The sequence below is a fragment of the Melioribacter sp. Ez-97 genome (assembly GCF_051488665.1).
Classification (GTDB): domain Bacteria; phylum Bacteroidota; class Ignavibacteria; order Ignavibacteriales; family Melioribacteraceae; genus Melioribacter.
Window position 1 is genome coordinate 22,030 of record NZ_JBPSEG010000020.1, and the last position, 19,469, is coordinate 41,498.

At 42.5% G+C, this 19,469-nt stretch carries 16 protein-coding genes and 1 CRISPR repeat array; of the genes, 9 read left to right on the forward strand and 7 right to left on the reverse strand.

Translation table 11 applies throughout. The features are described 5' to 3' along the window. Positions 1-4 precede the first annotated feature (4 nt). Positions 5-694: a potassium channel family protein gene (locus ACSSWA_RS14500; RefSeq protein ID WP_437357295.1), complete on the forward strand. Its 690-nt coding sequence runs from the start codon at positions 5-7 to the stop codon at positions 692-694. Positions 695-697: 3 nt separating this feature from the next. Here the strand turns inward: ACSSWA_RS14500 and ACSSWA_RS14505 are convergent, their stop codons facing one another. The 7 genes from ACSSWA_RS14505 to ACSSWA_RS14535 all read right to left on the reverse strand — a co-directional run bounded on the left by ACSSWA_RS14505 (position 698) and on the right by ACSSWA_RS14535 (position 8,675). Next, positions 698-2,074, reverse strand: a complete 1,377-nt coding sequence (locus tag ACSSWA_RS14505) for a M20/M25/M40 family metallo-hydrolase (protein WP_437357297.1) — start codon at positions 2,072-2,074, stop codon at positions 698-700. A gap of 15 nt (positions 2,075-2,089) precedes the next feature. Then, positions 2,090-3,805 (reverse strand): amidohydrolase, encoded by a 1,716-nt coding sequence (locus ACSSWA_RS14510; RefSeq protein ID WP_437357299.1) that lies wholly within the window; start codon positions 3,803-3,805, stop codon positions 2,090-2,092. Positions 3,806-3,813: 8 nt separating this feature from the next. Beyond that, positions 3,814-4,689, reverse strand: coding sequence for a DMT family transporter (locus ACSSWA_RS14515; RefSeq protein WP_437357301.1), 876 nt, complete (start codon positions 4,687-4,689; stop codon positions 3,814-3,816). Further along, entirely contained in the window at positions 4,682-5,605 is a 924-nt protein-coding gene (locus tag ACSSWA_RS14520; RefSeq protein WP_437357303.1) for a mechanosensitive ion channel family protein, read from the reverse strand. Before ACSSWA_RS14520 ends, ACSSWA_RS14515 begins: the two co-directional genes overlap by 8 nt. 3 nt (positions 5,606-5,608) lie before the next feature. Beyond that, complete coding sequence (truA, locus tag ACSSWA_RS14525) at positions 5,609-6,412, reverse strand: tRNA pseudouridine(38-40) synthase TruA (RefSeq protein WP_437357305.1); 804 nt, start codon at positions 6,410-6,412, stop codon at positions 5,609-5,611. A 95-nt stretch (positions 6,413-6,507) separates the two neighbouring features. Next, positions 6,508-7,179, reverse strand: a complete 672-nt coding sequence (locus ACSSWA_RS14530) for a response regulator transcription factor (RefSeq protein ID WP_437357307.1) — start codon at positions 7,177-7,179, stop codon at positions 6,508-6,510. Next, positions 7,176-8,675, reverse strand: coding sequence for a sensor histidine kinase (locus ACSSWA_RS14535; protein ID WP_437357309.1), 1,500 nt, complete (start codon positions 8,673-8,675; stop codon positions 7,176-7,178). Before ACSSWA_RS14535 ends, ACSSWA_RS14530 begins: the two co-directional genes overlap by 4 nt. Positions 8,676-8,821: 146 nt before the next feature. Here ACSSWA_RS14535 and ACSSWA_RS14540 point away from each other — a divergent pair, with 146 nt between their 5' ends. The 8 genes from ACSSWA_RS14540 to ACSSWA_RS14575 all read left to right on the forward strand — a co-directional run bounded on the left by ACSSWA_RS14540 (position 8,822) and on the right by ACSSWA_RS14575 (position 16,609). After that, complete coding sequence (locus ACSSWA_RS14540) at positions 8,822-9,481, forward strand: hypothetical protein (protein WP_437357311.1); 660 nt, start codon at positions 8,822-8,824, stop codon at positions 9,479-9,481. 137 nt (positions 9,482-9,618) lie between these two features. Next, positions 9,619-11,130 carry a NapC/NirT family cytochrome c gene (locus ACSSWA_RS14545; protein WP_437357313.1) on the forward strand — a complete coding sequence of 504 codons (1,512 nt, stop codon included), beginning with the start codon at positions 9,619-9,621 and terminating at the stop codon, positions 11,128-11,130. A gap of 120 nt (positions 11,131-11,250) precedes the next feature. Further along, positions 11,251-11,982 carry an ABC transporter ATP-binding protein gene (locus ACSSWA_RS14550; protein WP_437357315.1) on the forward strand — a complete coding sequence of 244 codons (732 nt, stop codon included), beginning with the start codon at positions 11,251-11,253 and terminating at the stop codon, positions 11,980-11,982. Beyond that, positions 11,983-13,350, forward strand: a complete 1,368-nt coding sequence (gene radA, locus ACSSWA_RS14555; protein WP_437357317.1) for a DNA repair protein RadA — start codon at positions 11,983-11,985, stop codon at positions 13,348-13,350. A 1-nt stretch (position 13,351) separates the two neighbouring features. Then, a complete protein-coding gene (locus ACSSWA_RS14560) occupies positions 13,352-14,224 on the forward strand; it encodes a MauE/DoxX family redox-associated membrane protein (protein WP_437357319.1) in 873 nt (290 codons plus the stop codon). Next, positions 14,221-15,186 (forward strand): aminodeoxychorismate synthase component I, encoded by a 966-nt coding sequence (locus ACSSWA_RS14565; protein ID WP_437357321.1) that lies wholly within the window; start codon positions 14,221-14,223, stop codon positions 15,184-15,186. The genes ACSSWA_RS14560 and ACSSWA_RS14565 overlap by 4 nt, the downstream gene beginning before the upstream one ends. Continuing rightward, positions 15,170-15,763, forward strand: coding sequence for an aminotransferase class IV (locus ACSSWA_RS14570; RefSeq protein ID WP_437357323.1), 594 nt, complete (start codon positions 15,170-15,172; stop codon positions 15,761-15,763). Before ACSSWA_RS14565 ends, ACSSWA_RS14570 begins: the two co-directional genes overlap by 17 nt. A 9-nt stretch (positions 15,764-15,772) precedes the next feature. Then, positions 15,773-16,609 carry a prohibitin family protein gene (locus tag ACSSWA_RS14575; protein ID WP_437357325.1) on the forward strand — a complete coding sequence of 279 codons (837 nt, stop codon included), beginning with the start codon at positions 15,773-15,775 and terminating at the stop codon, positions 16,607-16,609. 2,102 nt (positions 16,610-18,711) lie between these two features. Next, a CRISPR array of direct repeats spans positions 18,712-19,439; the repeat unit is 46 nt; unit sequence GTTGTGATTTGCTTTCAAATTTTTTCTTTGACATATTAAAACCAAG. Positions 19,440-19,469: the final 30 nt, after the last annotated feature.

Here is a 19,469-nt window from a genome sequence, read left to right on the forward strand (position 1 = left end):
AAACATGAACAAGAAATTTGCAGTTATCGGTCTTGGCGATTTCGGATTGAGCGTTGCGCTTTCGCTGGCAGAAAAAGGCGCCGAAGTGATTGCCATCGACCGCGACATGGAAATTATAGAAGACATCAAGGATAAAGTTACTTACGCCGTGCGTATGGATTCAACGGACGAAAAAGCTCTGAGATCTCTCGGAGTCGACAAAGTGGACGCCGTTATAATTTCGATGGGAACGAACTTCGAAGACACAATTCTAACGTCCGTTTTGCTTCTTCAGATGAAAGTCAAAAAAGTAATTGCGAGAGCCACCTCTAAAATACACGAAAAGATTTTGACAAAACTCGGCGTCGACCAGGTAATTTCGCCCGATTTCGAGATTGCGAATAAAGTAGCAAATACTTTAATGAGCGACGATATTCTCGACTTTATTTCGATCGGAGAAGAATACAGCATTTTCCAGATACGCGCTCCGAAAGCCTTTATAGGAAAATCGCTTCAGGAAATCGACCTGCGAATCCGTTACAATTTGAATTTGATTACAATCAAAAGAGAATATAAAGTAGTCGACGAAGCCACGGGCGAAGAATTAACAAAACAAAGAATTTACGGCGTTCCCACTTCTACAACCATAGTCGAAGAAAACGACATTCTCGTTCTCTTCGGAAAAGAAAAGGACATTAAAAAAGTCATCGACTGACAATTAAAAATCGGGATCGGGAAAGACCGGCAAACTTTCGTGTCCTTCCCCGTCTACCGATTGAACGGCAAACAAGTAGTTGTCTTTGGAATACGGAAGTTCTATGGCTTTCGACTCCGTGAAAATTTTCTTTTCCCAGAAAGGCATATAAGTTTCCCGCATAAGAACATAGTAGCCTGCGGGTTTAATTCCTTCGGGTTCGTCCCAGGTAATTTTCGTTGTGTTTGACAATTGCTTTACGTCGATCTTAACGTTTTCCGGACGAGGCGGAGCCAAAGCCAGGTTCGCCGTAACGGCGCAATTAACGGCGGTTATTTTACGGGCGTATTCAAAATCGATGAATTCGGGCAAATCGCCGTATTGAATTCCGTTTTCTTTACGAACGTATTCATGCTGATGAAAATAATTTTCGTTCATTTCACAGAATCGAACCGCGGCAAAGCCCAGACGGTTAAACGGAGTATGGTCCCCCCCTCTCAAAAAACGGTCGCGCCTGAAAATCAATTTAACGTTTATCTGGTCGACGTATCTTTCTCCCACTTCTTTTATGTATCTGGCAAGCTGTCTCGAAATTCCGTCGTAATCCGAGCCGGACAAAATACGTTTGCGTTTTTCTGCATCGGATTCTACAGCGGGAACGCTTTCGCTGAATACTCTAACGTTTATATTGTCTTTCAATTTAGTTTGGCTTGACACAGTATTTCCTATCATATCGTTATTGAGCATAGCAATCAAACGATATTTCCCTTCCGATTCCAGCGCCTTGATTTTTTCCGCCAGATGTCTCGAACCGTAGAGTCCCTGCTCTTCGCCCGTAAAAGCGACAAACATTATTGTAGCGGGAAATTTTGCAGAAGACATTACGCGCGCCAATTCCAATACGGCAGCCACTCCCGACAAATCGTCGTTTGCGCCCGGAGCGTACGACGCGCTGTCCATTATGTCTGCCACGCGCGAATCGAGATGAGCTCCTATAACAATCAACTGTTTGTCTTTTTCGTCAACTCCTTTTAATGTGGCGACAACGTTCATCAGATTTATTTTACGGTCAATTCTTCCGCCGTCGGGTTCGACTTCGAAATAATCTATATCCGCAGTCATCCTGCCGTCTGATTTCAAAGAAAATTGTTCGAATTTATTTTTAACCCATCTTGCCGCCGCGCCAATTCCTTCCTTATCGCTTGTTTGACTGCTGAGAGAATGACGCGTTTTAAATTCCGTCAATCGAACGACATAAGCTTTCAAACTGTCCGCCGATATTTTATCGATCATTTCGGCTATCGATAAATCTCTCTTAAAAGCATTTTGCGCGGTTGCAACCCGGACGGTAAGAAGCGTAATAATTGCCGGCAAAATTATCAAACGGAAATTCTTATTCATCTCTGCCTCCCGGCTTTATTTTTTATAAACAATTTTACCGCCGACAATCGTATACAGAACTTCCGTGTTAAGAATATCGTCTTCGGAACATTTAATTAAATTATTCGACAATACGACTATGTCGGCTAATTTCCCTTCTTCCAGCGAGCCTTTTATATTTTCTTCGAATGCGGCATAGGCTCCGTTAAACGTATAGGTTTTAATGGCTTCCTCTCGCGTCATTTTTTGTTTGGTATGGAATCCTACCCCGTCTTTGTTTTTTCTGGTAACCGAAGCGTAAAACGAGGCAATCGGATTAATCGATTCCACAGGCGCGTCCGTGCCGTTGCAAATTATAACTCCACGGTCGAGCATACTTCGCCATACGTAAGCTCCGGAAGCGGCTCTTTCGCCGCCAAGCCTTTCGATAACGAACGGCGCATCGGAAGTGCAATGAATTCCCTGCATCGCCGCTATTACATTTAAACGTGCGATTCGTTTTACGTCGAATGGCGTTACGTGCTGAGCATGTTCAATTCGCCATCTCATGTCTTTAAAATTATCATATTGTCGGGAGTATTTTTCATACAGATTGAGCGTTTCGCGATTGCCTCTGTCGCCGATTGCATGAATGCACATTTGAAAACCGTTTTCAGCCGCCAGTCTGCAGTAATTGTCGAGCGTTTTCAAAGGCGTTACATTCGAACCGTAACTATCGGGAAGGTCGGAATACGGTTCAAGCAGCCAGGCTCCGCGCGAACCGAGGGCTCCGTCGATATATTGTTTTATAGCTCTAACCGTCAGGCGGTTTTCCCCGTAGCCTATTAGTTTATAATCTTTCAGTTTCCCTTTTAGCTTGTCGAGCGTATCGTTAATCATTACATATAAACGGAGCTTTACGTAATTCGAATCGACCGACTTTTTGATTAATTCAATGGTTTCCAGAGTCTCGCCCGCATCGTGCAGCGTTGTGACTCCGTTTTTCAAGCAGAGATCGGAAGCGAGTTTGATTTTCTTAATTACCGAAGCGTTCAATTCTTCACGGCTTCTCTCACTAAGATATCTTTCGTAGACATTTCTTATTATGTTTTCCGCATTTTCCTCGAATACGCCGATCGGATTGCCCGTAGAATCGCGTACAATTCTGCCGCCAGGCGGGTCGGCGGTTATAGTGTCAACTTTCGCCAATTCCATTGCCTTTGCATTGGCAAAGACGGCGTGTCCGCTTGCGTGAGTCAACATTACGGGATTATAAGGAACCGCATTGCTCAGCGCCGTGTGAACGGGATAGCCTTCAACATTCGGCTCCGGCTCGGGATCGAATTTTTCCTGATGCCATCCGCGTCCGATAATCCACTCGCCGGGTCGCATTTCGGATGCCGCTTTTGCAACCGCGGCTATAACTTCGTCCCAATTCTTAGCGTCTCTTAAATCGACATCGATCAAACTTTCGCCGATTCCGATTAAATGCGCATGACTGTCGATGAAGCCGGGCATAACGAATTTGCCGTTCAGGTCTATGACCGTAGTCGAATCGGCGATATATTTTTCGATCTCCTCGTTCGACCCGACTTTATAGATTCTGTCTCCTTTAACAGCAATCGCTTCAGCCCAGGGTATCGAATCGTTAACCGTGTAAATCTCGCCGTTAAGCAGCGCCAGATCGCAACTGTCTTTCACCTTGTTTTCCCCGCAGCCATAATTAAAAAGCAAGCCAATAAAGACCGATAATACAAAAATTTTTTTAATCATTCTCACTCTCATTTTCTGTTGACGATTATTACGCCGATAATAATGACAACTCCGCTTATCAATGTCAATAAAGATATTCTTTCCGAAAGAAGAATCCAAGCCGTGAAAACGGTAACGAACGGCTCAAGATACAAAAAAGCTCCCACGTGAGACGAAGGCATTTCGTACATAGCTTCCGCCCAAAGCACGTATGCTATTCCCGAACAGAAGAATCCGAGAAACAATAGAGCCGCAATACTTTCAACCGATAAACTAACAATGGCGTTAATATTTTCTGCGTTAATCGTAAACGGCGCTAGTATAAGCGACATAAAAATGAATAAATAAAGGATTGTCATCAATGGCGGATAATTCAAAGTAATTTTTTTGCCCACCAGCGAATAGACGCTCCATGTAAATGCGCTGGCAAGTATCAAAAAATCTCCTTTGTTTTCTATTAAACTTACAGATGAAATATTCCCGTTGCTTATCAAAAGAAGCAGACCTGAGAAAGCAATCAAAATACCGCTCCATTGTCCAGCGGTGAGACTTTCCCTGAAGAAAATCATTCCGAGCAGAGCCATAAACACGGGCGTAATACCGATTATCCAGCCGGTATTGGAGGCGGAAGTAAATTGCATTCCTGTTACCTGAATCCACAAATGAAAAGAGGCGATCAATGCCAGAACAAAAATCCACGAATGGTCGTGAAGATTTATCCTGAAGCTTCTGCCCCTTTTTATTGCGATTAGCGTCAACAGCAATACCGCCAGAATCTGGCGCGCAAGAATAATCGTCAAGGGTTTCAGGCTGTCGAGCAGGTATTTTGTTGCAATAAACGAAGCTCCCCAGATTACAACCGATGCAAGGGGTTTCCAATAAGATTTTATCTTTAAGTTACTCACCGGATTGATCGCCAGGTTTTGTGCCGGGTTTTCCTTCCAACAGATTATTATAAAATCTTTGTGTGGGATAAGCAAAATCGATGTCGTCGTGCAGAGCGAACTGATCGAGTATTGCCTGCCAGATATCATTTTCGGTAGCTCTGCGCTGGCGGGTGCGCGTAAGATACCTCAATGTGAGCATCACCCCGCTGTCTTTAACCGAAACGTAGACTATCGGCGTCAGTTTGGTATAATAAATCAAAAACTTTTTAGCGGCTTCTTTTATCTGTCTTTCCGCAGCCTCGCTGAAATGCTCGGTATGTTTGTCGAGTATATCTTCGAGTATTTTCTTTGCTTTTTTCCAATTGCTTTCGAACGTAACCAACACGGGAATTTCGTTCCAGATATATTCGAACCCCGCCGTATAGTTCGCCTGCGGAGTAGTAAAGACGACGCTGTTGGGGATATGTATAATTCTGCCGGTGCTTTGTTCGGCGTCCACCCAATTTCCGATTTCCATCACGGAAAACTGAAAAATTCTGATATCGACCACATCGCCTATAACATTGTTTATTTGAATTCTGTCTCCGAGTTTGAACGGCTTTCTTATGACAATAAAAATCCAGCCGCCGAGATTTACAAGCGGATCTTTAAACGCAATTGCAACGCCCGCCGAAAGCAGACCCAGATACGTAGTCAAACCGTGAATCGTACCGAACCAGATTCTCAACAACAGCAAAAAGCCGATAAATGCGTTCAGGTATAGAGCGATTTTTCGCCATTGATATTTTTGTTTGACGTCGTCCAGCCTTCCGATAATATATTTTGCAATAACGCGGTAAATAAACGACAGCGCAAGAAACAAAATCAGCGTGCTCAGAATTTTCATCTGAGTCTCCGCGTCTATTCCGAGATATCTGTGGATAAATTCGCTCATTTTTTATCTCCTTCCGAATTTTATTGCCGGCGTCAGATTAATAACGGGTTCTAATTCGTCCCATTGATAATTTTTTTCATAAATCACCTTTTCGAGAAACAGCCCCGACGGCGGAGCGGTATACCTGGCGGGTTCGCGCGAAAAAGTATTCAGGAACGATTCAACGTCTTTCCCGTTTAATTTACCGCGGCCCGTTTCAACCAGAACGCCCACCATCCTACGAACCATTTTCCACAGGAAATGCGAACCGGCGATACGTATTAGAATCAAATCCCCCGCCTCTTTAAATTGAACGGCTTCTACAAGAACCTTCGTGGATTTGTCTTCGGAATCTTTATCTGCAAAAGAGGCAAAGTCGTGCATCCCTTCGAATAATTTACCCGCGTGTTTCATATGCCCGAGATCGAGATCGTCCTTAATCCACCAGACGAATTGCTTCCCGAACGCCGTTCTTCTTCTGGAAATTTGATAAATATAACTGCGAGCAACGGCGTCGTGCCGCGCGTGAAAATTTTTGCCGGCTTTCGATACTTCCAATATATTTATGTCGGCAGGCAGTAAATCGTTTAATTTCATTTTTATTATTTCGGGGGCAAGCATAGTTTTAACTTCCAGATGAGCGACCTGATTCAACGCATGCACTCCTGCGTCGGTTCTGCCGGAGCCTTGAAGATCGACTTTTTCGCCTTTGAATATTTTTTCAGCTGCTTCGATCAATTTGCCTTGAATCGTCCTGCCGCTTTTCTGCTTTTGCCAGCCGCTGTAACGAGTGCCTGCGTATTCTATATCGAGTCTGAATCTGCCCATAAGTTTTATTTTTTGAAAGCAATATAATCAGAAAGATGATTATTGTTAACGGATTTCTTAACCGGCTCGGTATGACTAACAAGAAACGTTACGGTTTATTTGACGATTAATTTAATGCCCGTACCGTAGATTGTGGTAATTTCAATAGAATTGTCGTCTTTAAGATAATTTCGAAGTTTTGAAACGTAGACGTCCATACTTCTTGCGGCAAAATAGGAATCTTCGCCCCATAATTTTTTCAGGATAATCTGTTTTTCAACTACTTTGTTTTTATTGTCGCAGAGAATTTTAAGCAATTCCGCTTCTTTTGCCGTCAGTTTTTTTACATTGTCTTCGATTTTCAGAATCCGTTCGTCATAATTAAAACTGTACTTTCCGAGTTCGACATTACCGTTAAGGTTGACGTGATTATACCTGTTCAATATTGCGTTAATTCTCATAATCAATTCTTCCATGCTGAATGGCTTTGTAATATAATCGTCCGCGCCCAGTTTGAATCCTTCTATCTTATCTTCGACCATCGATTTAGCCGTCAAAAAAAGGAAAGGCGCATTGCCGGCGCTTCTTATTTTCTTTGCCAGATCAAAACCGTCCATCTTAGGCATCATAATGTCGATTATGCAAATATCGTATTTGTCCGAGTTAAAGGCTTTCCATGCTTCTTCTCCGTTTGTTTGATGGTCTACTTCGTAACCTTTGAAGGATAAGTATTCGGAAAGAATGGCGCCGAGATTATTGTCGTCTTCCACAAGAAGAATTTTTTTCATGATTTATTTCCCGCTAGTGGCAATGAAATAATAAATTTGCTTCCTTCGTTCGGTTTGCTTACCACCTCGATTTTTCCGCCGTGAAGTTCCACAATGTTTTTGCAGTAACTGAGTCCAAGACCGTTTCCTCTTACATTGTGAATATTGCCCGTCGGTATTCTGTAAAAAGTATCGAAGATTTTGTCCGTTTCGCCCCGCGGAATTCCAATGCCGTTATCCGATACTTCGACAATGCATCTGTTGCCGCCTTTCGAAACGCTTATTTTAACGTCGGGTTTTCTCAGATTATATTTGACCGCATTGTCTATTAAATTGCCGAGAACATTGATCAGGTGATATTTGTCGCCGTTAATTATAATTCCGGAAGGGATTCCTATAGTTTCGATTGAGAAATTTTCCGCCCGCGCCCTTTCTGCAAAACTTTTCACGCATTCATTGACGACATCGTCGACGGATATTTCTTTTTTAACCAGGTTAAAAGACGAACCTCCGTTTTTTTCGAGCGCCGCCGTAGTCAATAAACTTTCGACGAGTCTTTTCAAGCGTTCGTTTTCTTCTCTTACAATGCCGGAATATCTTTTTACAATTTTTTCATTAACTGCAAGCTCCGGATCCCCAAGCGCTTCGCATGCAATCGAAATTGTAGATATCGGGGTTTTAAATTCGTGCGTTATATTGTTTATCAAATCGTTTTTTAGCTCGGTTATCTTTTTCTGCTTTAAAAACATTCGCACCGTTTGATAAAACACGAAGGCAATTACCGTAATAAACACAAAAGAGGCAGCCAGCATTAAAGCGAGGGATTTGAAGATGTAATAATCTTTATCGGGAAAATAAACAATCAGTTCGTACGGCGAGGCAAATATTCTGCGCGGAAACAGCGGCGCGCGGTATCTGCTCTTTTTCAGTCCGGTAGTGTCCGCGCCGGCTTTGACTATAACGAATTTGTCTTCGTCAATTTTATGAACGCCGAAATAAAAATCCGTTTCGATCGAACCGTCGGTTAATTCTTCTTTGAGATATTTCTCTATTTCGTCTTTCTTCAATTTTCTTTCGAGACTGTCCCTGTCGGCAAACAAATCTTTCAAGACATTAGTTACCAGATTCTTTTGAATGACGGTATCAACTTTCCGTATCCAGACTGCCGGAGGAGGAGCGGGAAGTTTCCGGATATTTCTTGCATTTATCTTAATCCGGTTGGAATCGTCTTTAACAATCACATTAATATCGAAGTCGAAGTCGTCTCCGTGTTCGAAAAAAAATGCCGTATCCTTTCCGGAATCGCGATGCGGGAAAAAATTATCGTCGTCGAATTCTTTAATAACCGCTTTGGCTGTATGCCCTTTTTCCAGTTTGTCCGTCGCTCTCATAAGCGCATAACTGACGTTGCGGTCGAATTTTTCTTCTTCGATTTTGAGCGATTTTCCGATAAGGTAAAATTGCACAATCGCCACTCCGATTAACGAAGCGGTCATTATTGCAATCAATATTTTCACTTTTTTCTCTTTCATGCGTCTATAATAGTCGAAGAAAACAAAAAATTAAACGGTTTTAACATTTTTTAACATTCTTTAAGAATCATTTAACAGAAAAACGATGTATCATATGACGCATTAGACATTCAACAAGGAGGATTTGTTCTATGGAAAAGCAAAACAACAAAAAATTATTTTTCATCGTATTGCTGTTATTATTCGGTCTTTTGGGAATAACGCTAAGAGCCCAGGATTCCGGAGATGAATTCCGTTCCAAATTAAAAAAACTAAAAGGCGAAGTCGAGCGCATTACGGTCGAAACTGACGACGGAAAAGTAGTATTCGAAGGCGACGAAGCGCAGATGCTTGCCGACAGAATAAGATTGATGGGAATGATTCCGCCTAAGATAAAAATCAATATCGATCCCGACGAATTCGAATGGGAAGGAATCGACGAATTCGATTTTGATTTTGCACCGGATATCGACATCGACCTTCCGGGGCGCATGATGTTCTGGTATTCTGACGATTCACCCGAGGCGGAGACCGACAAAGACGTAAAAATTGAAATTAAAGACGGAGTAAAAAAAGTAACCGTTACAACCAAAAAAGACGGCAAGGAATCAACAAAAGTTTATGAAGGCGATGAAGCCGAAGAATTTCTGAAAGAAAACATGCAGAAAAAATTCCGAATTAAATTGGGCGAGCCTCCTTTCACGGGCAGATGCGATTGCTGCTGCTGTCGGCATCGCGAGCATATCGTACCGACTCCCCAAAAGATTCACAAAAAGATAATCATCGAAAAAGAAAGAAAAGAAAAAGAATAATTAACGCATCTTTACTCCTTATAATGGGATTGTCCGGAATTATCTCCCGCCGTTTTCGGACAGTCCCATTTTTTTCTTTTCAAATACAATTGATTTTTTTAACTTTCATAACATAATAGGATAAAAAGAGCGGGTTTATGAAATTAAAACTTCCTCATTCGACCCAGAACTGGGTATCACTCGTCGGCGCTACCATTGCGCTAATCAGTTTTTTTATGATTGTTTTTCTGTTTACCGTCAGTTCCATTTTCGGGAAAGATAATTCTTATCTCGGACTGATAATTTATATAGCGCTGCCCGCCGTACTCGTATTCGGATTGATTTTGATTCCGGTCGGCATGTGGTTAAAGGTTCGAAAAGAAAAACGCGTCGGGGTAGCAGAGACTAAAGATTGGCCGACAATCGACTTTAACGATTTGCGGACAAGAAACGCGTTTATGATTTTTTCCGTCGGCACGGCAATTTTTCTGCTGGCGTCGGCTGTCGGGAGTTACGAAGCGTTTCACTACACAGAGTCGGTCGAGTTTTGCGGCAAGGTTTGCCATTCGGTTATGAAACCGGAGTATATGGCATATCAAAACTCGCCCCACGCTCGCGTTGCCTGCGTTGAATGCCACGTGGGAACCGGCGCCAGCTGGTATGTGCGCTCCAAACTTTCCGGTTTGTATCAGGTCTATGCAGTCACTTTGGGAACGGTTCCAAGACCTATCGAAACGCCGATAAAAAATTTGCGTCCTGCCAGAGAAACCTGCGAGGAATGCCACTGGCCTCAGAAATTCTACGCTCGGAAACTCCGCAACGAACGACACTATCTTTCCGATTACAACAATTCGGAATGGGATATTACGCTTACAATGAAAATAGGAGCCAACCTGAGCGCGCTCGGTTTGCAGGAAGGAATTCACTGGCATATTAATCCCGACATTAAAATCGAATATAAAGCGTCCGACGAAAAACGCCAGTCGATTCCGTGGGTAAAATACACGAACAAAAAGACGGGCAAAACGTTTATTTATCAAGACGAGGACAATCCGCTTTCTCAATCCGAACTCGATACTCTTGAAACCCGTACAATGGATTGTATGGATTGTCACAATCGTCCTTCGCATAATTACAGACCGCCGGCTTTCTTTATCAACGACGCAATAATAGCCGGCGACATACCGCAAGATTTGCCGATGATTAAATTCGCGTCGATGGATATTCTCGGAGAAGATTTTCCCACGACGGATTCGGCTCATAAAGCGATTACGGACTATATTTATACTTTTTACAGGGATAATTATCCCGACGTCTATGCCAAACAAAAAAACAAAATCGATAAAGCAATAAACGGTATATTGAAGGCTTTCGACAAAAATATTTTTCCCGAAATGAAAGTCAAGTGGTCGGTCTATCCCAACAACATAGGTCATCTTGAATTCATGGGGTGTTTCCGCTGCCACAACGACCGTCACAAAACCGAAACCGGCAAGCTTATCAGTAAAGACTGCAACGCCTGCCATTCGATAAACGCGCAAGGCGCGCCGGACAATCTCGAAGTTGCGGCGGTAAATTCATCGCTCGAGTTCAGACACCCGGGCGAAGACGTAGGCGATCAATGGAAGGAGATGCTCTGCGTCGACTGCCATACCGGTTTGAATCCATAACAATTACTCCAAACTGCGCCGGTCATTAATTGCGCCGGCGCAGTCTACATTTACCCCCCGCCATTCGATAAACTCGCCGCACTTTTATATATTTCAATTCGGCTAATAAATCTTATTGTTATGATTGAAATAAAAAATCTGCACAAATCGTTCGGCGGCAATAAAGTTCTCCGGGGAATCGATCTGACGATTAATACGGGCGAGTCGATAGCCATAATCGGTAAAAGCGGATGCGGCAAATCGGTGCTGCTTAAACATATTGTCGGACTGATAATGCCCGACGAAGGCGACATTCTTGTAGACGGCAATTCCGTTGCTAATCTCCCGAAAGAAAAATTGTACGATTTGCGGAAACGTTTCGGATTCCTTTTTCAGGGCGCGGCGCTATTCGATTCGTTGACAGTTTTCGAAAACGTCAGTCTGCCGCTCGTGGAAAATAATTATAACTTCTCCAAAGAAGAAATCGAAAAACTCGTAGAAGAAAAACTCTCTCTTGTCGGTCTGCCGGGAACCGAAAACTTAAAACCCTCTGAACTTTCCGGCGGTATGAAAAAGCGCGTCGGACTTGCAAGAGCCTTGATTACAAATCCCGAATATATTCTTTACGACGAACCGACTACCGGACTCGACCCGGTTACGTCGGATTCAATCGACGAATTGATTAAAGAAGTAAATACAAAGTTGAACGTCACCTCGATAATTGTAACGCACGACATGTTCAGCGTAAAAAAGACCGCCGAGAGGATTGCAATGATTCACGAAGGCAAAATTTATTTTTCCGGCGGAATTGAGGAAATGCTGGAATTGAAAGATCCTGTAATAAAAAACTTCGTTAAAAGAACGGGATTTTAAATGAGCAAAAAGAAAACAAAATATGTCTGTTCCAATTGCGGATACGAAACGATTCGATGGATCGGGAAATGCCCGGAATGCGACAGCTGGAATTCGTTTACGGAAGAAATAATCGAAACGGGCAAACACCGCAAAGAAAAGCACAGCGGCAGTTATAAAACTTTTAAACTGAGCGAGACAACAGTCGAAAGCGAAATGCGCATTAAGTCGGGCATCAACGAATTCGACCGCGTTCTGGGCGGAGGCATGATGCCCGGCTCAGTAATTCTGATTGGCGGCGATCCCGGCATCGGCAAATCGACTCTCGTTCTTCAGGCGGCGTCCCGTATAAAAGGCAAAGTTCTCTACGTAACAGGCGAAGAATCGATTAATCAAATAAGCCAGCGAGCAAAAAGACTCAAAATCAACGCGGGCGCTCTGTCTGTTCTTACGGAAACGAATCTTGAAAATATTCTTACGGCAGTTGAAGAAGAAAAGCCCGAGGTGGTCATAGTCGATTCGATTCAAACGGTTTACAAACCCGAACTCGACAATACGGCGGGAACCGTTACGCAAATTCGCGAATGCGCTGCAGACTTGATGAACGCAGCCAAAAAACAAAATTGCTCGGTCGTTCTGATCGGGCACGTTACAAAGGAAGGAATTATCGCCGGACCTAAAATACTCGAACATATTGTCGATACGGTATTGCAATTCGAAGGAGAAAAGAGTCATTCCTACAGAATACTCCGCTCGCAGAAAAACCGTTTCGGCAATACAAACGAAATCGGAATTTTCGAAATGCTCGAAACCGGGCTTCAGGAAGTTAAAAATCCGAGCGAAATTTTTCTGAACGAACGGAGCAGTAATATAAGCGGCACGGTTGTTACCGCGAGCCTGGAGGGTTCCAGACCGCTTTTAATCGAAGTTCAGGCTCTTGTTACTCCTTCATATTACGGGAATCCGCAAAGAGTGGCTACCGGATTCGATTACCGACGGCTCGCCATTCTGCTGGCGGTGCTCGAAAAAAGAGCCGGCTTGAAACTCTCGTCGCAAAACGTCTTTTTGAATATAGCGGGCGGTTTGAGAATCGACGAACCGGCAATCGACCTGGCTGTATGCGCCGCAATTGTTTCGAGTTTCCAGAACCGAATTGCAAAAAACGGACTTGTAATTATAGGAGAAGTCGGACTCGGCGGCGAAATCAGAAGCGTCCCGCATATCGACAAAAGAATTAACGAAGCGGCTAAGCTCGGATTCGGCAAAATAATTCTTCCTTCGGGAAATAAAAAGAATTTCTCTTCGCTTAACTCCGGACTAAAGGATAAACTTGAAATTATTTTTACGGACGATTTGAATAAAGCTCTTCAACACAGTTTCGAAAGATAATATGAACAATAAAATTTCCGTTGCAATAAAATACCTGCTCGGCGTTATATTTTTATTTTCCGCATATACCAAAGCCGTCGGACCAGGTTTAATCGAAATCATTCTTATCGATCACGGAATAGCCGTCAGCCGAGAAGTTGCGGCTGCGCTTACCCGGATTTTAATAGGATTCGAATTCGGACTCGGCATTTTATTCTTCCTTCCGTACGAATCTAAAAGAATTACACTCCCTCTTGCCGCGCTTTTCCTGACAGCATTTACCTTCTATCTTCTTTATACGGAATTTGTTCTCGGCGATTCGCAAAATTGCGGATGCTTCGGCAGCGCCATTGCAATGTCGCCGATTGAATCGGCTTTAAAAAATATCGCGTTGATCATACTTCTTTTTACGGCATATAAACTCGAAAAGAAATCCCCGAAAAACTTAATCATTCCTTTGTCTGTATTAGTCGTTTCTTTAGTTATTGTTTTTATAGCTGTTCCGTTTAAATCCGCGGACGAATTTCCGTTCTCCGATTATACGCATTTCGAAGGCGCCGGCAGAGTCGATCTTTCGAGCGGCGAAAAATTCGTAGCCGTCTTTAATACGGAATGCGAGCACTGTCAGGAATTGGCAAGCGAGATTGCCGAATCCGATAAAGACCGCAAACTCGCTTCGAAACTTTTCACTCTCTTTTATTCGGAAGGCGAAGTAAGCGTCGATTCTTTTAAAACATTGACCGGTTACGATTACCCTTACCGGTTAATCGGCGTCAATGAATTTTTCGATTTAATCGGTTCTTCCCCGCCGAGAATTTATGTCGTCCGCAACGGAGTTGTAAAAGATATCCTGGACGATAATTTCGATGAATTTATAGAAACCTTAAAAAAATGACGGGCAAGAGCGAAGCCATTAAATTAATGAATATGTACGGAGGCGCCTCCGAACCATTCGTTTTTCTGATTGATTTCGATATGAACAATACGATTGTCTGCAAACCCGAAGACGCGGACAAGTACGGATTAAAATTCAGCATAAACGAAAAACCCAGGAAAGAAACCTCCCCGGGAAAAATAACGCTCGAAAAATTTCCGCCTTCTTTCGAGGAATACAAAAATGCCTTCGACATTGTATTCAAGGAAATTTACGACGGCAACACTTATTTGTTGAATCTTACGTTTCCCACCCGGATTAAAACGGATTTGAGTCTGGAACAAATTTACGAACGGAGCCGCGCCAAGTATAAGATTTTGCTAAAAGACCGCTTTGTTTGCTTTTCGCCCGAAATCTTCGTTAAAATTTTTGACGGAAAGATTTATTCTTATCCGATGAAAGGCACTATCGACGCTTCTGTTCCTAATGCGGAAGAATTGATATTGAGCGACGAAAAAGAAACCGCCGAGCACAATACTATAGTCGATTTAATCCGGAACGATTTGTCGATTGCTGCAAAAAACGTGCGCGTCGAAAAATTCCGTTATATCGACAGAATCGAAACCCACGACAAAACGCTTTTGCAGGTCAGTTCTGAAATAGCGGGAGAACTGCCGCGCGATTACAAACTTCGTTTGGGCGACATAATATTCTCGCTTTTGCCCGCAGGCTCCGTAACGGGAGCTCCCAAAAAACGGACGGTCGAAATTATAAAACGCGCGGAAAATTACAGACGCGGCTTTTATACCGGAATATTTGGTATATTTGACGGAGAATCGCTCGACAGCTGCGTTTTAATCCGGTTTATCGAATCGATCGACGGCAATCTGTTTTACAAAAGCGGAGGCGGCATTACTCATTTGAGCAACGCCGAATCCGAATACGAGGAATTATTAAATAAAATTTATGTCCCGATTAATTGAAACTGTAAAAGTATATAAAAAGAAATTTTACAACATCGAATACCACAACCGGCGATTTAACGCCTCGCGAAATTTTCTCTACGGAATCGAAGATGAAATCAAACTCGAGGATATACTTACATTGCCGGCAGGGATTACCGATGAATTATATAAATGCCGCATTGTTTACTCGGACAAGATTCATTCCGTAGAATATATTCCGTATAAAAGGAAGACAATTAATACCGTCAAATTAATCTTCAATGACGATATCGACTATCAATTCAAATACGAAGACAGAAGCGGGCTAAACGCTCTTTTAAAAAAAGCCGGAAGCGACGAAATAATAATCGTTAAGAAAAACAAATTAACTGACGCATCGATATATAATCTTGTATTCGACGACGGCGCAAAATTATATACTCCCGCAGAACCGCTCTTGAAAGGGACAAAGAGGGAAAAATTACTCGAAGCGGGAATGTTAATCGAAAGCGAAATCAGGCGCGCCGACATTTCGCTCTTTAAGAAAATTCATTTCATAAACGCTCTGACCGATCCGGGAGAGGTTGTCATATCGGCGGAGTCGATAAAACAATAGGAGGTAAATATGTTATTTGTAATTTCATTATTAATCGCCGCAGCGTCATATTTTGTATACAAAAGCATGCGGAAGACCGGACGTTATCAGGAGTCCAGATTTTCATTGGGCGCGCTTGCAGTCGGAATTGTTATAGCGTTTTCGCAAATGTTCACGGTTATTCCCGCCGGCACCGTGGGCGTAGTCGATTTTCTGGGCAACGTAAGCGATCGGACGTTAAAAGCCGGCGTAAACTTCGTAAATCCGCTTGCAAATGTCATTAAGTTCAGCATCAAGACGCAGGAAATCAAAGAGTTGATGAACGTGCCTTCTAAAGAAGGGTTGACTGTTCAACTCGAAATAAGTCTTTTATACAGTCTCGATCCTGAAAACGCCTCGAAAATTTATCGTACTGTAGGAGAAAATTATACAAATATAATTTTGATACCGCAGTTCCGGTCGGTCGTCCGCGCAATTACAGCCAAGTATGAAGCCAAAGCTCTTTATACCGATTCGAGAGAACTGCTTGCCACCGAAATACGAAACGAGCTCGAAAAGCTCGTCGCCCCGCGCGGCATTTTGATCGAAGCTTCTCCGTTGAGGCAGATCGTATTGCCCGCCGGTTTGACTGCGGCAATCGAGGAGAAACTGAAAGCAGAGCAGGAAAGCCAGAGAATGCAGTTCGTATTGAAACGCGAAGAACAGGAAGCCGAGCGCAAGAGAATCGAGGCAAAAGGAATAGCCGACTTTCAGGATATCGTATCGCGAGGCATCAGCGACCAATTGTTGAAATGGAAAGGAATCGAAGCCACGGGAAAATCTGTCGAAATCCCAGAATTCCAAAATTATTATTATCGGCTCGGGTAAATCGGGTCTTCCCGTTATTTTGAATCCGTAATGGCAAATGAGACGGTAAAGATATAGGATTGTTCGGTTCGGAGTTTAATTGGGGATTAGGGATCAGGGATTAGGGATCAGGGATTAGGGATCAGAGATTAGGGATCAGGGATTAGGGATTAGTGGTTAGGGATTCGTGATCAGAAATTCTTTGTTATATGTTGACAGACAATTGCTGATAGTTTGGGCGTATAAAATGCGTCTCTATTTAACGAAGAACATTGAACCCCGGCGCTCCTAACGCCCGCACTTCAGCGCTTCCGCACTAATAACTCCCAAACCCCGGCACACCCGCACAACCGAACCGGGAATGTCCCTGTCTTTGCGAGGAGCGAGCAAAGCGAGCGACGAAGCAAACTCTAAACAAAGCTTCGTCTTTGCGAGGAGATCCGAAGAAGACGGAACGACGAAGCAAACTCTGATGAATACCAGTGAGATTACTTCGTCCCGCTTACAGCGGGACTCGTATTGACAGGCAGCGAAAGGAAAAACGATGCTACAACCAAATACGGGAAAAAGCAAACTCTGAAAGAACGGCCGTCTTTGCGAGGAGTCCCGCAATTGGCGGAACGACGAAGCAAACTCAATTTAAACCGCTGAGAGCGCAAAGGACACGTTCCTTCCTTATTCGCCAAAACCAATGAAGATAATATTCCACACTGTCTTTCTGAACCCGCCATCTGCGGGTGAAGAAACTCAATATTATTTCAATAATAAACCTCTCTGTCACGAAAGTCGTAATAAAACGTATTTCGCATAATCTTTAAAGTAAAACGCAGTGAATTTAACAAGTCCCGCGCCTTGCACTGCGCCGCTTACGGTTAACGCCGCGGGGCGATGGCTCAAGGGCCGCCGTATGGTCGGCAGTCAAATCTATTTTTATATTTCAACAAAATCAAATCGAGGATAACAAAGAAGATGTTGCAATTTGCTTTCTCTCAACCATGTCGGGATTTCTTTGACATTCCTGCCCGTCTCTGCAAGATGTTGTAAAATAAATTTTTACTTCGTCAGACGAATCAAAATCTTGAATAAAAAAAAGAAGAGTTTCTTCATTCTTCCCGCAGGAAGCGGAATTAATACGGAATAACTTTTTGTGTAATGTTTTACCGCTCAAGCTCGCTGAAAATGCTAATTTACGATAAAGGAAATATATATTATTAAATATAAAAAGCCGGCGGTATTAACAGTTCCGCGCCTGCCGCCGGGCGTCTTAAAGTTAGGCTCACGGAAGCACTTTAAGACGTTTTTTATAATAACTAATTATTCATTGCCTGTCAATAGAACCTGCTTTTTTTCACATAATTGAATATTCATTTGAACTAAAGGTCTGGTCGGTATATTAGTCCGTTAATTTTGTTCAATGAAGGATCATTCGCTGTTATTCTGTACCGTTTCTTAAGAAATGCTCATGCGGTTTTAACCGCTGATCAATGAGCGCTCTCTCAATGATAAGCCTTACGCTATATTTTACCAAAGCAATCCTTTTTATGTCCTTTATGGTTTATAATGGTTTGCTCTCTCTCAACCTTGTCGGGATTTCTTTGACATACCTGTCCGTCTTTGCAATCTGTATCTTCTGTTTTTGACTATTTAAAATATTGAAAATTCATAAATGTTGAGTTTATTCATTCCTCCCGCAGGGAGTAGAATCTATTCGAAATAATCTTTAAGTGTTTTAAAAAAGCCTGCTCTGAAGGATTAAAACTAAGCGGGAAATTATAAAGCGTAGCCCTTTTGCAAGTCCCGCGCCTTGGGCTACACCGCTTACGGTTAACGCCGCGGGGCGATGGCTCAAGAGCCGCCGTAAGGTCGGTAAACAAATTTATTATTATACTTCAATAAAATCAAATCGGGGATAACCAAGAAACGTTGTGATTTGCTTTCTCCCGACGATGTCGGGATTCCTTTGACATACCTGTCCGTCTCTGACGGATTAAAACCAAGACGGCAAACTCGTTGGGAATTGTCGATGGAGTTGTGATTTGCTTTCAATTTTTTTCTTTGACATACCTGTCCGTCTCTGACGGATTAAAACCAAGGCAAATCTGTCGGTTTGGAAATAGTAATATGTTGTGATTTGCTTTCAAATTTTTTCTTTGACATATTAAAACCAAGTTTGTTGTTAAAATTTCTATTGTAAATATAGTTGTGATTTGCTTTCAAATTTTTTCTTTGACATATTAAAACCAAGGGACGACAGGTATATTGTCAATCCGCCTTTGTTGTGATTTGCTTTCAAATTTTTTCTTTGACATATTAAAACCAAGATGTTACATTGCAAAGCGATCATGAATACAGTTGTGATTTGCTTTCAAATTTTTTCTTTGACATATTAAAACCAAGGCGTTCGGGAACTGGCGCAGGCTTAAGGCGGTTGTGATTTGCTTTCAAATTTTTTCTTTGACATATTAAAACCAAGCAAGATGCAGAAATCGACGACGAACTGAAAGTTGTGATTTGCTTTCAAATTTTTTCTTTGACATATTAAAACCAAGTTTCACATCTTCTGAATGACGTTAAATTTAGTTGTGATTTGCTTTCAAATTTTTTCTTTGACATATTAAAACCAAGGTGTCGGCGGTGAGGATGTTGTTGAAGTAGTTGTGATTTGCTTTCAAATTTTTTCTTTGACATATTAAAACCAAGATGCAAGTTTCGAAGCCTGCATTAACAGATGTTGTGATTTGCTTTCAAATTTTTTCTTTGACATATTAAAACCAAGTTTTCAGTCTCAAACAAAATCAACAACAAGTTGTGATTTGCTTTCAAATTTTTTCTTTGACATATTAAAACCAAGAAAAGATTGATATTGCATTTGATAACTTTG